Source organism: Streptomyces sp. NPDC048506 (genome assembly GCF_040651315.1).
Taxonomy (GTDB): Bacteria; Actinomycetota; Actinomycetes; order Streptomycetales; family Streptomycetaceae; genus Streptomyces.
Genome location: NZ_JBEZIX010000061.1, coordinates 18,880 through 31,541 on the forward strand (window position 1 = coordinate 18,880; position 12,662 = coordinate 31,541).

Genomic DNA, 12,662 nt, shown 5'->3' on the forward strand with positions numbered 1-12,662 from the left:
CCGGCTCCGGGTGCGTGTCCGGGATCACAGGGTGGCTTGCCGGACGGGAGGAATGCCGTGGTCGCCGGGGCGGTTGGCATCATCGCGCATTCAGTGCATGTACACATACCGTCTGGTACCTACGAGGAGCACCCCCGTGACCGTCACTGCGTCCTCCGCCTCCCGCGCGGCCGAGATCCTGTCCCGGCCCGTCGCGCTGAACGGCCTGACCGTCCCCAACCGCATCGTGATGGCGCCGATGACGCGCATGTTCTCCCCGGGCGGTGTCCCCGGTGAGGACGTGCGGTCGTACTACGCCCGTCGAGCCGCCGCAGGTGTCGGCCTGATAGTCACCGAGGGGACCTACGTCGGCCACGAGTCGGCCGGGCAGAGTGACCGGGTGCCGCGGTTCCACGGCGAGGAGCAGCTGGCGGGGTGGGCGACGGTCGCCGAGGCCGTTCACGAGGCGGGCGGCACGATCGTGCCGCAGCTGTGGCACATCGGCATGGTGCGCAAGCAGGGCGACCCGCCGCACGCCGACGCCCCCGCCGTCGGCCCCTCCGGCATCCGCGTCGACGGCACCGAGGGCACCGGCAAGGCGATGACCCGGCGCGACCTGGACGACGTCATCGGAGCCTTCGCCGCGGCCGCCGCGGACGCCGAGCGCATAGGCTTCGACGGCGTCGAACTGCACGGCGCCCACGGCTACCTCCTCGACCAGTTCCTGTGGGAGGGGACGAACCGCCGTACCGACGCCTACGGCGGCGACCCGGTCGCCCGTACGAAGTTCGCGGCCGAGATCGTGGCCGCCGTCCGCGAGACCGTCTCGCCCGACTTCCCGGTGATCTTCCGCTACTCGCAGTGGAAGCAGGAGGCCTACGACGCGAAGCTCGCCGAGACCCCGGAGGAGCTGGAGGCGATCCTGACCCCGCTCGCCGCTGCCGGCGTCGACGCCTTCCACGCCTCCACCCGCCGCTACTGGCTCCCGGAGTTCGAGGGCTCGGACCTGAACCTGGCGGGCTGGACCAAGAAGCTCACCGGCAGGCCCACCATCACCGTCGGCTCGGTCGGCCTCGACGGCGACTTCATCCGCGGCTTCATGGGCGAGGGTGCTCCGGTCCAGGGCATCGACAACCTCCTCGACCGCCTGGAGCGCGACGAGTTCGACATGGTCGCCGTCGGCCGCGCCCTGCTCCAGGACCCGGAGTGGGCGGCGAAGGTCCTGGGTGACCGCTTCGACGACCTGAAGCCGTACGACGCGCAGGCGCTGAAGACGCTGCACTAGGCGACTGCGCTACCGGGCGACTGCGTTTGGACCAACGGGCCGGCGCGGGGGACGCGTGCCGGTGGCGTAGGGTCCGGGGCCGTTTGGCCCCGGACCCTACGCCCAAGTCCCTTTAGCGCAAGTCCTGTTCGCCCAGGCCTCGTTCGCTCAACTACCGTTCGCCCAACTCCCGTTGCTTCGCTCTCTCGGCGCTCCAGTGAGCAAACGGCCCGACAGGGCCTGCTCGTTGACTCCGCCGTGCCCGTCCGGTGCCACCTGGTACAGGCGGGCCTCCGGCGTGCGGGCCACCGTCTCCGTCAGGACACCGTCCGTGAAGAGAGCGCCGACACCGTCCGCCAACGCCCATCCGGCGGGGAGCGCGCCGGTGGCCACGGCTGCCCGGTAGGAGGGGGAGCGGCCCGGTTCACTGTCGTAGTGCGGGCAGACCGAGCCGGACAGCAGGCCCAACCCGTCCGACAGAAACGTGCGCAGCGCGTCGTCATCGAGCTCCCTCCGGAACAGCGACAAGACACTGGGCTCACAGGTGCGTGACGGGAACGCGGTGAGGAACTCCTCGACATAGCCGGGGGCATCTCCGCTGGCCGTGGGGGCGAAGCACACCTTTGGCCGGGAACCGCGCGCGTGACCGAGCACCCAGTCGTCCAGCAGCCCGTCGTCGTCGGTGGAGAAGCCGCCGCCAAGGAGAGCCAGACGGCGCACGGGAACGACAGCCACGGGAATGCCTCCTCGGCAGACGGCACGCAGGCAGGAGCGGCAGTGGCCCGAACGATGCCGGATCGTCGGCCGGCTCCGCAATCGAATAGCCCCGTTACGTGCCCGACTGCCAGTCGGACCAGGACAGGTTCCAGCCGTTGAGGCCGTTGTCCGGCTTGACCGTCTGCTCGTGCGAGTTCTTGACCACCACGACGTCACCGATCAGCGACTGGTCGAAGAACCACTTGGCCGGGGTGTCGCCCCCGCCCCCCTTGTTGTCCCGCAGGCCGACGCAGCCGTGGCTGGTGCCGGTGCGGCCGAAGACCGAAGGGCTGCTCCAGTAGTTGCCATGGAGGAAGGTGCCGGACGCCGACAGTCGCATCGCGTGCGGCACGTCAGGAATGTCGTAGGAGTCCTTGGGATTGTCGAAGCCGACGGTCGATCCGTTCATCCGGGTCTGTACGAGCTTCTCCGAGATCACCATCTGGCCGTTGTAGGTCGGGTGGTCGGGGCTGCCGCCGGAGATCGGCAGGGACTTGATGGTCTTGCCGTCCCGCTTGACCGTCATGGTCTGGGTGTTCATGTCGACGGTGGAGACCTGGGACCGGCCGATGGTGAAGGTCACCGTCTTGGACTGCACGCCGGTGATGCCGTTGCCGCCCTTCACCCCGTCGAGGTTGATCTTCATGGTGACCTTGGAGCCGGCCTTCCAGTAGTCCTCCGGCCGGAAGTCCAGGCGCTGGGCGCCGAACCAGTGGCCGACGACCTTCTGGCCGCTGCTGGAGGTCACCGTGATGTGGGACTGGACGTCCTTCTTGTTGGTGATGACCTTGTCGAAGTTGAAGGACACCGGCATGCCGACGCCGACGGTCTTGCCGTTGTCGGGGGTGTAGGAGCCGGTGAAGCTGTTCTTCGCGGAGACCGTGGTGAACATGGCCTGCTCGGTGGCCGAACGACCCTTGTCGTCCTTGGCGTTGGCGACCAGCTTGTACTTGGTGCCGCGCGCCAACTGGTCCGAGGGCCTCCAGGAGGAGCCGTCGGCTGCTATCGCCCCCTTGACCGTGGCGCCGTCGTCCGCCTGGATCAGCCGCACATCGGTCAGCTTGCCGCCAGTGACCCTGACACCGGTGTTGAGACCGGCATCGGTGGCGCCGTCCCGCACCGAGACCTCGATCCTGATACCCGACGCGTCCTTGACCCTGTCCGCACCACTCGCCACGGCGCCCCCGCCACATGCGGACAGCGCCATCGCACCCGCTACGAACAGCGCCGAGGGGACGAGCACGCCGGACTTCCGCCGCGGGCGACGCGGCGCACCGGGCGTCGGCCGCTCCCCGGGCAGGAGCAGCCGAGGACGCAGAGTGCGCAACCGGGGAGGCACAGGGGTATCCGACGTCGTCACGAGCAGCTCCCTACGGGAAGGTCGGCCAGGGCCAAGGGACGTTGACGGCCGACCGTAGGGACGACTTCTAAATCCGTCTCTTAACGCTCCGCGTCCAGCCCCCGACCGACCTCGGGTCCGGCGAGTTCGGCGAGGTCCTCGAACATGCCCTGCGGGTAGCTCGGGCGCACGTGGCCGTACAGCTCCGCGACCTGGGTGACATACGAACGCTACGGGGTTCCGGACGCACGCAGCCAGGCGGTTTCGTTCGGGAAGCCCAGCCAGGGTTCCAGGCATGCCGGCATCGCCACCAGGGCGGCGATCCGCTTCTCGAAGGCCGCGGCCCGGGGAGTCAGGTCGCCCGCCATGTTCAGCCCGGTCAGCGCGATGCGGTCGGCGTCCACGTCGGAACGGGCGATCAGCCAGTCGACGAGCGGGTGTCGACGTTCTGTCCGTCGCTGCCGTTGGTGAGGATCACGGTGGGGCGCCGCTCACCGGAGTCGTCCGGACGGAAGGGCCGCACCGGCAGTGGGGTGCTGGTGGCGGGGTGACCGACCCGATGTCGAGGGTGCTGACGCCGCCTCGACGGGCCGTGGACCCCACGTTCGGCTCGCTGTGCATGCGCACCGTCCCGTTCGGTGGTGGGCTGGTGTCACTGCCGTACAGCAGCCGACGTCGGGACATGCCTGTGTCCAGCGCCGCGGGAGGAGACGGGATGAGCGCGCACATCCACCAGTCCGCCGACGCGCCCGCCGGCACGTCGGCGAAGGCCCTCCGGCACGCCATGAGCGGGCTGTCCGGCCCGGAAGCCACTGGATGGACCGGTACCGTGCGGTCGCCTGGTGCCGCCGGTTCGGACGCGGAGGTGCTGGTCCTGGGGGCCGGGGTGGCGGGCCTTGCCGCCGCCTACGAGTTGAGCCTGCTCGGCTACCGGGTCACCGTCCTGGAAGCCGAGCGCCGCGTCGGCGGCCGCAACCGCACCGTCCGCCGCGGCGACGAGCTCTACGAACTCGACGACAGCGGCGCCGCCACCCGCACCCACACCTGTGCCTTCGACGACGGCCTCTACCTCAACCTCGGCCCCGGACGCATCCCTTACCACCACCGCCGGGTGCTCACGTACTGCCGGGACCTCGGCGTCGAGCTGGAGCCGTACGTCATGGAGGCCACGCCGAACCGGGTCCGCGTGCCGGGTGCCAAGGCCGGCCGGCCCGATCGGCCCGACCGACGGATGGCGAACGAGGTACGCGGCCACTCCACTTCCCAACCGGCCCCGGCACAGCTCGCGCAGGACGCCTTCACCGGTGAGGTGCTCGATCTCCTGCGGGACGTCGGCGCGCTCGACAAGAACACCGGCGCGTACCGCGGTTCGACCCGCGCCGGCTACCTGGACGAGCCGTCGATCGAGGAGTGGCCGGTTCCGGTGCCGCCGCTGTCGTTCGAGGAACTGGTGAGCTCGGGCTTCTGGAAGGCCCGGCCCCACCAGCCCGTCGACTTCCTCTGGCAGGCCACGATGTTCCAACCGGTCGGCGGCATGGACCACATCGTCAGGGCGCTGGCCCGCGAGGCCAAGCGCGCCGGCGCCACCGTCCTGCTCGGCGCGGAGGTCCGCGACATCGCGATCGGCGACGCCGGCCGGGGCGTCACCGTCAGGTACACCAAGGGCGGGGAGACGTTCCGCGTCGGCGCACGCTACTGCGTCAGCAGCATCCCGATCCCCGTCCTGCGGCAGTTGACGCTCACCAACTTCTCGGACCCGTTCCGCGCGGCGCTGGACGCCGTCGACTTCGAGAAGACCTGCAAGGTCGGCTGGCAGGCCAACCGCCGCTTCTGGGACGGCGGCCGCGGCGGCCGCGACGACACCGAGGGCATCTACGGCGGCATCAGCTGGACCGGACACAACATCACCCAGTTCTGGTACCCCTCCAACGACCACTTCTCCGACAAGGGCACCCTCACCGGCGCCTACAACTTCGGTCCGAACGCCGACCTCCTCGGCGCCAGGTCACCGGCGGAACGCCTGGAGCTGGCACGCGAAGGCGCGACGGAGCTGCACCCCGAGTTCAAGGACCGCGACCTGGTACCGGACGAAACGGGCGTCACCATCGCCTGGCACAAGGTGCCCCACCAGCTCGGTGGCTGGGCGGCCTGGGACCCCGGGAACCAGCAGCACCGCACCGCCTACCGGCAACTCCTCACACCGGAGGGCGGGGACGCCTTCTACGTCGCCGGCGATCAGGCATCCCCCCTCCCCGGCTGGCAGGAGGGCGCCATGATGTCCGCCCAGTACGTCGTCCAGCAGATCCTCGGCGTCATGCCACTGACCGCACCCGAAGAGGTCGCCGTCCCCAACTCCATCGCGCTGACCCAGGGGCTGTTCTGAGGCTGTCCGGTGACCAGCCCGTGGGCTCTTGAACGCTGGGAGTCCGAGCGGGCAATCACAGAGTTTTTCGCAAAAGTACGCGAGAGTGACATCAAGGGCAGAGGTTGTCAGGGTCAGCCAAACGCGGTAATAGCCTCAGACGGTCCCACCGAATATCATCTACGGCATGGCGCCCACCTGCGTCCCTGACGCCATTGCCGAGGCCAATCGCGCGATACGCGAGTTCATGGCCGCCCGCATCGGTCGGCCACTGTGGCCCGAAGAGCAGGACGAGTACGAGCAACTGCTCACCGCATGGGCCGCGGCCGTCCACCGCAACGCGGGGGGCTGACCGCCGGCCCGCCGGGCCCGCCATGGCCGTGCGCCGGGGCGTTCGGTGTCCGGGAACGCCCAGCGGCTCCTTCTCCTGGCGGGCGGGGCGCGTCAGACGGTTCGACCGAGCCAGCCGGCCAGTTGGCGGTAGGCGTCGGCGTCGTCCGGCACCGCCTGGACCTCGCCGAAGGGGATCTCCCCGCCGCGCGGCGTCGGCGGCAGTACCTTCCGGGCGATGCCCAGTGCCGTGTGGGCCAGCGCCTCGTCCAGCTCCGCCTCCGGGGCGATCACCTGGGCGATGTCCCAGGTGTGCGTCACCGTCTCCATCACATAGCCGCCGAGCGCGATCCGGCCGACGGCCAGGCCCCAGGGCACCTCGACCTCCCGGTCCAGCTTCGCGTCGTCGGCCCAGGCGGTGGCCGCACGGGCCCGGGCGCGCCCGATCGCGCCCGCCCAGTCGGTGTCCGCGATCTCACCGGCCGCCGCCGGCAGGTCCATGCCCCGGCCGCCCTCGCCGATGTAGGCGATCCGGTGGATCGCGCCGAGGGTGTGGCCCAACAGCGCGCGCAGGTCGTACAGGTGACAGGGGGTCGGCCGGTCGAGCTGGGCGGGGTCGAGCCGGCCGACCAACTTCTCCAGCTGGTCCAGGGCGCTCAGGAACACGGGGCGGGGGTCGAAAGCGGCGTCCATCGGAACACACTCCTCGGCGGTGCGGTGGGAGCAGCCCGGGCGGGCTGCCCGGGTCGGTCACAGGACACTCTGCCGTCGATACCTGACATCCGCCGTCAGGTTTTAGACTCCCTCTTATGAAGGCCGATCGGCTGCTCTCGATCCTGTTGTTGTTGCAGACCCGGGGTGGGGTCACGGCGACCGAACTCGCCGCTCAGCTGGAGGTGTCGGTCCGGACGATCTACCGGGACGTGGAGGCGCTCTCGGCGGCCGGGGTCCCGGTCTGGGTGGAGCGCGGCCGCAACGGCGGCGTCCGGCTGTTGCCCGGGTACCGCACCGACGTCACGGGGCTGACCAGCGACGAGGCCCGTGCCCTGTTCGTGCTGGCGGCCGACGGGGCGTACGAGGCGCTGGGGCTCGGCGAGTCGATCGGCTCGGCGCTGCGCAAGGTGATGGCCGCACTCCCCGCCGGGCACCGTCCGGCGGCCGCGCGGACCAGCGAGCGGATCCTGGTCGATCCGGTGCGCTGGATGCAGGGCGGCAGCGTCGAAGTGGAGCTCGGCGAACTCCAGCGGGCCGTCTTCACCGACAAACGGTTGCGGCTGAGCTACCGGCGCGGCGGCGAGTCCGAGCCGAGCGAGTACACCGTCGACCCGTACGGCCTGGTCAGCAAGGCCGGCGTCTGGTATCTGGTGGCCGACCGCGAGGGCGAGCCACGGTTGTTCCGCGCGGACCGGGTGCAGTCGGCCTCGGTCGCCGAGGAGCCGGTGCGCCGCCGCGCGGGGCTGGGGCTCGTCGAGGTCTGGTCGGTGCTCCGGGAACAGATCGAGCGGGTGCCGGAGGAGGTGCGGGTGGTGTGCCGGGTGCGGCGCGAGCGTCTCGACATGTTCCTGCGGGTCCAGCCCGGCCACCTGGCTGCTCCACCGCTGCACGGGGACGACGGGTGGGCGGAGGTGCGGCTGGCCTTCCGGGCGCTTCGCGCGGTCCGCTCGCTGCTCGCCTTCGGAGCCGACGTCGAGGTACTGGCCCCGTCGGAGGCCCGGCGTGAACTGGCGGCCGCGGCGGTCGAAGTCGCCGACCTCTACGCAGCCGAGGCGTTCGGGGACGGTGCGATGCCGTAGGGCACGCGGCCGGACCCGCACGAACCGCTGCTCAGCCGAGGCGGGGGTGGGCCGCTGCCCAGCCGTGGTCCAGCAGGGCGAAGACCTCCTCGGCGGCGCGTCGCCGGTCGGGCTGGTGCTGGATGAGGCGGCGGGCCTCCATGGCGAAGCGGGCCAGGGCGGCGCAGGTGACGTCGCCCTCGGGGGCGCCGACCTCCTCGGCGATGGCCCGGGCCACCGCCGCTTCGTGGCGCATCCACATGCGGTGGGCGTAGTCGCGCAGCGCCGGATTGTCCTGCACCAAACGGTTGAACGCGGCGAACTGCGGGTCCGTGGCGCAGGCCCCCGCCAGCAGCACATGCTCGCGCAGGGCCTGCGGGATGGACCGGCCGGCAGCGCGGTTGCGGACCGCGTCGACGAGCGCCGACTCCTGGTCGTCGTCCTCGTCGAAGACCAGCGCCTCCTTGCACGGGAAGTGCTTGAACAGCGTGGTCACCGAGACGTCGGCGGCATCCGCGACGTCCTTGACGCCGACCTGGTCGTAGCCGCGGTCGAGGAAGAGCTGGAGCGCCGCGTCCGCCAAGGACTTGCGGGTCTGGGCCTTCTTGCGCTCACGGCGCCCTATCGGTTCGGTCACCGGCCCACCGTACCCCGAGGTGAACCACCTAATAAAGTTTAGTCGTTGCAGTTTCTTAGTGGGTCTGTTTTCTTGGTGGGGCGCCGGCCTCCGGCGACTCCTCCCTCCCCTCGGCCTGGGCGCCGAGCGCGCGCCCGGGGACCTCTGGCCAGGTCCCGGTGGTGCGGGCCGAGAACGACTGCCCGACCCGCACCGGTCGTTCCTCGCGGCCCGTACTCAGGGGTACGAGACCACCGTCGACGGCGTGGTCGAGGTGCCCGAGGTCGGCGAGCCGGTGTCGTTGATGACGCGCTCGTACTGGCCCTTGCCGCCGAGCGAGACGACGAGCAGGTCGTGGAACCTCACGCCCGGCGCGTCCGGGGCGGCGAAGCCGTGGTGCTGCACGATGGTCGGGTCGACGTCGTAGTAGCAGTAGCTGCCCAGGCCCCACCCTTCGTGCGCGGTCACGGAGTCGGCGACCTTGTACGCCGCGTAGCCCTTGACGGAGCCGTCCTGGACGGCCGCCTGGTCGGGGGCGTCGTAGGCCTTCTCGTTCTGGAAGAAGATCGTGCGGCCGCGTTGCCCGTGCCACTGCACGTCGTACTTGTTGAAGTGCTCGACGAACAGCCCGGTGGCGAGGACGTCGTCGCCGTTGACGCGGATGCCGTAGTCGGCCCGGTTGGTCTCCCAGCCGACGCCGTCACCGTGATCGGCGCGCCAGACCCAGGTGTGGTCGACGATGGTGTGGCGGCTGTTGATCACCATGCTGGTGGTGGCCTTGCCGGGGCCGGCCCCGCCGATGCGGACGAAGACGTCCTGGACCGTGGTCGGGTTGCCGGAGTGGTCCGCCGAGGCGCCGGCCGGGCCGACCTCGAGCAGGGTGGGGGAGTTGACCGGCCCGGCGTCGATGAGGAATCCGGCCAGGCGCACCCCGTCGACGTCGGCCACCTTCAGGGCGGTGACGCCGTGGTCGGGGACCAGCGTGGCGTAGCCGAGCCCCAGGACGACGGTGTCGGCCCGGTCGACCTGGACGGGCTGGTCCAGGTGGTAGATCCCCGGGGTGAGCAGGAGGTGGAGCCCCTGGTTGAGCGCCTGGTTGAGGGTGGCCGCGGAGTCGCCGGGCTTGGTGACGTAGAACTGCGACAGTGGCAGTGAGGTGCCGCGCGGTGTGCCGTTGCCCCAGGTCACGCCGCGGGCGTCGGTCCGCTTCTCCGGCAGGAAGACCCGGAACTCGTCGCCGTCGAGGTGGAGGAAGGGCTTCTCCCGCGAGACCGGGGTGGTCTCCAGCGTGGTGTAGGGCGGGTCGGGGAAGGTCTGCGCGGGCGCGCCCTCGACGCCGGAGAACACCATGTTCCACACGGCGTTTCCCCAGCTGCCGACCGAGCTGTCGCGGGTGTACCACTGCTGCTGGGAGTACGGCCCGACCTGACCGTCGATGCGGCTGTCCGCGAGGTAGCCGCCGCTCGCCCAGCCGTAGCCGGTGGGGGAGAGGTTGAGTCCGCCGCGGACGTGCATCCGGCGGAAGGGCGCGGCCTGGGCGACGGCCCAGCGGTTGGTGCCGTTGGCCGGTACGAGTGCGAGGTTCTCCGCCGACCGCCAGAAGTTCTGGGTGGCGTTGCCGTTGAACCAGCCGGCGTCGACCGTGACGTCGCCGTTGATGGTCGTGTCGTCGGGGGACAGGCCCAGGCCGGCTATGGAGGTGTAGAAGCCGAGCTGTGCGTTGAGCCCGTGGTACGTGCCCGGTTTGAAGAGCAGGGCATGGCGTCCGGTGCCGAACTGCGCCGTCTCCTGCTGCGCGAACACCTCGTCCAGCGTGGCCTGGATGCCGGGCGTGGACGGGTCGAAGACGAGGACGTTCGGGCCGAGGTCGCCGCCGCCCGGCAGGGCGCGCGGGCCCCTCCGCGACGGGGTGGCCGAGGCCGGAGCAGGCGGGCCGAACAGGGCGGGGGTCGCGGCGACCGCGGCCGCGGCGCCGAGGACGGCCCGGCGGCCGACGGCGGGGCGGCCGGTGGGGGAGGGGGGTGTGGGGGCAGGGGTCATGGGGGTGACTCTCCTGGTTCAGGAAGTGAACGATGAGGCGGGATGGGAGCGCTCTCTCGCCCGTTGCATGCTTCATCCGCGAGAATGACGCGTCAAGAGTTGCGACCGGAGTTCCCTGCCGAAGGCTGCGCGTTGCGGCTCATGTTGCCAGCAATAAGGGGTAGTTGGCGCGGGTATGGGGGAAGCGCGGGTCGGTGCGCCGAGGTGCGTGCACTTTCAAGTGTTCAAGAAGTGGCGTGTTTGGGAGAGTGCGCGCTTAAGGGGTCGACCGGGGAGTGCGGTCAGGGGGTTGGGTAGATGGGGCGCCGTTTCGCCGGCTTCGGCACATCTGAAGAGCCGGCTTCGGCACATCTGAAGAAAATGTCTGATCTGACTGTTCCATTCCCTATGTCCGGGGTTATCCTGAAGACCGGCCTACGGGGCGAGCGAGGGAGTTCGATCTGACTGGCCTCGGGGAAGAGAGTTCTGGCTCTCGCCGAGGACATGAAGGAAGGTCGGGCTGAGAGGCTGAAAGGTCGTGAGACCGGACGGCGACCCCCAAGCACCTGATCCGGACAATGCCGGCGAAGGGAGCCCACCTCGTAGGTCTTTGTCGTGCCCGCGGGCCTTCGACGCGCCCGTGCGCGGTCACCCCGACTTGATCATGTCGGCGCACTTCTCCCCGATCATCATCGTGGTGATGCACGGGTTCACCGCCGTCAGGAACGGCATCGCGGAGCCGTCGGCCACCCGCAGACCGGTCACGCCCTTGACGCGCAACTGGGGGTCGAGGGGGGCCGCCGGGTCGTCGGCAGCGCCCATGCGGACGGTGCAGGCGGGGTGGTAGACGGTGTTGTGGGTGTCGCGGATGTAGGCCAGCAGCTCGTCGTCGGAGCGGGCGTCGGCGCCCGGGGCGAGTTCGGTGCCGGCCCAATCGGCCATCGGCGGCCGGGAGATGATCTCGCGGGCGAGGCGGAGGCCGTGGGTCATCACCCGCACGTCGTGTTCATGGGTGAAGTAGCGCGGGTCGACCCTGGGCTTGTCGCGGAAGTCGCGGGTGCGCAGCCGGACCGTGCCCAGGGAGCGGGCCCGGGTGACGTTCGGGGTGAGGCAGAAGGCGTTCTCCGAGGTGGGGTAGCCGCGGCGGTAGGTGTTCATGTCGAACGGCACCGAGCCGTAGTGGAACATCAGGTCCGGGCGGTCCAGACCGGGCTCGGTGTCCGCGAAGATGCCGATCTCCCACCACTGCGTGGATGTGGACACCATCGGCTGCTTCGCCTCCCACATGATCACGCCCTCGGGGTGGTCCTGGAGGTTGGCGCCGACGCCGGGGGAGTCGACGAGCGGTTCGACGCCGGTGGCGCGGAGGTGGTCGGCCGGGCCGATGCCGGAGAGCATCAGCAGCTTGGGGGTGTCGATCGAGCCGCAGGAGACGATGACCTCGCGACGGGCGTTGACGGTGCGGGTGTGGATCAGGTCGGGGGCGAGGTGGTCCACGCCGGTGCAGCGCCGGGACACGTCGAAGTTGAGCCGCTTCGCCTGGAGGCCGGTGCGTACGTCGAGGTTGCGCCGGGTGCCCATGACGGGGTGGAGGTAGGACACCGAGGAGGAGGAACGGGTGCCGTCGGGGCGGCAGTTGATCTGGAACCAGTTGGCACCGCGGACGACGGTCTTGCCGGTGTTGAACGGGGTGACCGGGATATCGGCCGCCGCACAGGCTTCGAGCAGGGCCACCCCGCACGGGTCGTGGGGCGGGATGGTGCGCAGGGTGACCGGGCCGTTGCGGCCGTGGTGGTCACCGGGCGCGTCGTTGTTCTCCAGCCGTTGGAAGAGCGGGAAGCAGTCGGCCGCGCTCCAGCCCGCACACCCCAGCGCTGCCCACTCGTCGAGGTCCTCGGCCGGCGCCCAGAACGCGATACAGGAGTTGTGCGAGGAGCAGCCGCCGAGCACCCTGGCGCGGGCGTGCCGCATAAAGCTGTTGCCGTTCTCCTGCGGCTCGACCGGATAGTCCCAGTCGTAGCCGGACTCCAACAGCCCCATCCAACGGTCCAACCGCAGGACGTTGTCGTCGTCCACGTCCGAGGGGCCGGCCTCCAGCACGCACACGGTGACCTCGGGGTCCTCGCTGAGCCGGGCCGCCACGACGGCGCCGGCCGTGCCACCGCCGACCACGACGTAGTCGAACTCGTCCACGGGCGTTCGGTGGGACATCGCGGCGTCTCCCG

The 12,662-nt window shown here is 70.5% G+C and carries 11 protein-coding genes and 1 riboswitch; of the genes, 4 read left to right on the top strand and 7 right to left on the bottom strand.

Going from position 1 to position 12,662, the window contains the following annotated elements:
- The first annotated feature begins 136 nt into the window (after positions 1–136).
- Positions 137–1,264 carry an NADH:flavin oxidoreductase gene (locus AB0C96_RS36155; protein WP_362923591.1) on the top strand — a complete coding sequence of 376 codons (1,128 nt, stop codon included), beginning with the start codon at positions 137–139 and terminating at the stop codon, positions 1,262–1,264.
- A 147-nt stretch (positions 1,265–1,411) separates the two neighbouring features.
- On the opposite strand, the gene AB0C96_RS36160 is transcribed toward AB0C96_RS36155, so the two are convergent.
- The 3 genes from AB0C96_RS36160 to AB0C96_RS36170 all read right to left on the bottom strand — a co-directional run bounded on the left by AB0C96_RS36160 (position 1,412) and on the right by AB0C96_RS36170 (position 3,742).
- Entirely contained in the window at positions 1,412–1,978 is a 567-nt protein-coding gene (locus tag AB0C96_RS36160; RefSeq protein WP_362923593.1) for a Type 1 glutamine amidotransferase-like domain-containing protein, read from the bottom strand.
- 94 nt (positions 1,979–2,072) lie between these two features.
- Entirely contained in the window at positions 2,073–3,206 is a 1,134-nt protein-coding gene (locus tag AB0C96_RS36165) for an Ig-like domain-containing protein (protein WP_362923639.1), read from the bottom strand.
- A 362-nt stretch (positions 3,207–3,568) separates the two neighbouring features.
- Complete coding sequence (locus tag AB0C96_RS36170) at positions 3,569–3,742, bottom strand: hypothetical protein (RefSeq protein WP_362923595.1); 174 nt, start codon at positions 3,740–3,742, stop codon at positions 3,569–3,571.
- Between the two features lie 311 nt (positions 3,743–4,053).
- Here AB0C96_RS36170 and AB0C96_RS36175 point away from each other — a divergent pair, with 311 nt between their 5' ends.
- Both AB0C96_RS36175 and AB0C96_RS36180 read left to right on the top strand, forming a co-directional pair.
- Positions 4,054–5,721 carry an FAD-dependent oxidoreductase gene (locus AB0C96_RS36175; RefSeq protein ID WP_362923596.1) on the top strand — a complete coding sequence of 556 codons (1,668 nt, stop codon included), beginning with the start codon at positions 4,054–4,056 and terminating at the stop codon, positions 5,719–5,721.
- 166 nt (positions 5,722–5,887) lie between these two features.
- Entirely contained in the window at positions 5,888–6,052 is a 165-nt protein-coding gene (locus AB0C96_RS36180; protein WP_362923598.1) for a hypothetical protein, read from the top strand.
- Positions 6,053–6,144: 92 nt separating this feature from the next.
- Here the strand turns inward: AB0C96_RS36180 and AB0C96_RS36185 are convergent, their stop codons facing one another.
- Positions 6,145–6,723, bottom strand: coding sequence for a TIGR03086 family metal-binding protein (locus AB0C96_RS36185; protein WP_362923599.1), 579 nt, complete (start codon positions 6,721–6,723; stop codon positions 6,145–6,147).
- A 116-nt stretch (positions 6,724–6,839) separates the two neighbouring features.
- Between AB0C96_RS36185 and AB0C96_RS36190 the strand changes: the two genes are divergently transcribed.
- The gene (locus AB0C96_RS36190) at positions 6,840–7,823 is read left to right on the top strand and encodes a WYL domain-containing protein (protein ID WP_362923601.1); all 984 of its coding nucleotides are present in this window, start codon (positions 6,840–6,842) and stop codon (positions 7,821–7,823) included.
- A gap of 31 nt (positions 7,824–7,854) precedes the next feature.
- On the opposite strand, the gene AB0C96_RS36195 is transcribed toward AB0C96_RS36190, so the two are convergent.
- The 3 genes from AB0C96_RS36195 to AB0C96_RS36205 all read right to left on the bottom strand — a co-directional run bounded on the left by AB0C96_RS36195 (position 7,855) and on the right by AB0C96_RS36205 (position 12,648).
- Positions 7,855–8,439, bottom strand: a complete 585-nt coding sequence (locus AB0C96_RS36195; protein WP_362923603.1) for a helix-turn-helix domain-containing protein — start codon at positions 8,437–8,439, stop codon at positions 7,855–7,857.
- 216 nt (positions 8,440–8,655) lie between these two features.
- Positions 8,656–10,458, bottom strand: a complete 1,803-nt coding sequence (locus AB0C96_RS36200; RefSeq protein WP_362923604.1) for a coagulation factor 5/8 type domain-containing protein — start codon at positions 10,456–10,458, stop codon at positions 8,656–8,658.
- A 417-nt stretch (positions 10,459–10,875) separates the two neighbouring features.
- Positions 10,876–11,047, top strand: a riboswitch (TPP riboswitch).
- Between the two features lie 38 nt (positions 11,048–11,085).
- On the bottom strand, positions 11,086–12,648 hold the full coding sequence (locus AB0C96_RS36205; protein WP_362923606.1) for a GMC family oxidoreductase N-terminal domain-containing protein: 1,563 nt from the start codon (positions 12,646–12,648) through the stop codon (positions 11,086–11,088).
- Positions 12,649–12,662 lie beyond the last annotated feature (14 nt).

What these genes read in the sequence shown, in the direction of transcription:
- AB0C96_RS36190 (WP_362923601.1), top strand. Translation starts at nt 6,840, where the DNA reads ATGAAGGCCGATCGGCTGCTCTCGATCCTGTTGTTGTTGCAGACCCGG.
- AB0C96_RS36185 (WP_362923599.1), bottom strand. Translation starts at nt 6,723, where the DNA reads ATGGACGCCGCTTTCGACCCCCGCCCCGTGTTCCTGAGCGCCCTGGAC.
- AB0C96_RS36205 (WP_362923606.1), bottom strand. Translation starts at nt 12,648, where the DNA reads ATGTCCCACCGAACGCCCGTGGACGAGTTCGACTACGTCGTGGTCGGC.
- AB0C96_RS36175 (WP_362923596.1), top strand. Translation starts at nt 4,054, where the DNA reads ATGAGCGCGCACATCCACCAGTCCGCCGACGCGCCCGCCGGCACGTCG.
- AB0C96_RS36165 (WP_362923639.1), bottom strand. Translation starts at nt 3,206, where the DNA reads ATGGCGCTGTCCGCATGTGGCGGGGGCGCCGTGGCGAGTGGTGCGGAC.
- AB0C96_RS36180 (WP_362923598.1), top strand. Translation starts at nt 5,888, where the DNA reads ATGGCGCCCACCTGCGTCCCTGACGCCATTGCCGAGGCCAATCGCGCG.
- AB0C96_RS36200 (WP_362923604.1), bottom strand. Translation starts at nt 10,458, where the DNA reads ATGACCCCTGCCCCCACACCCCCCTCCCCCACCGGCCGCCCCGCCGTC.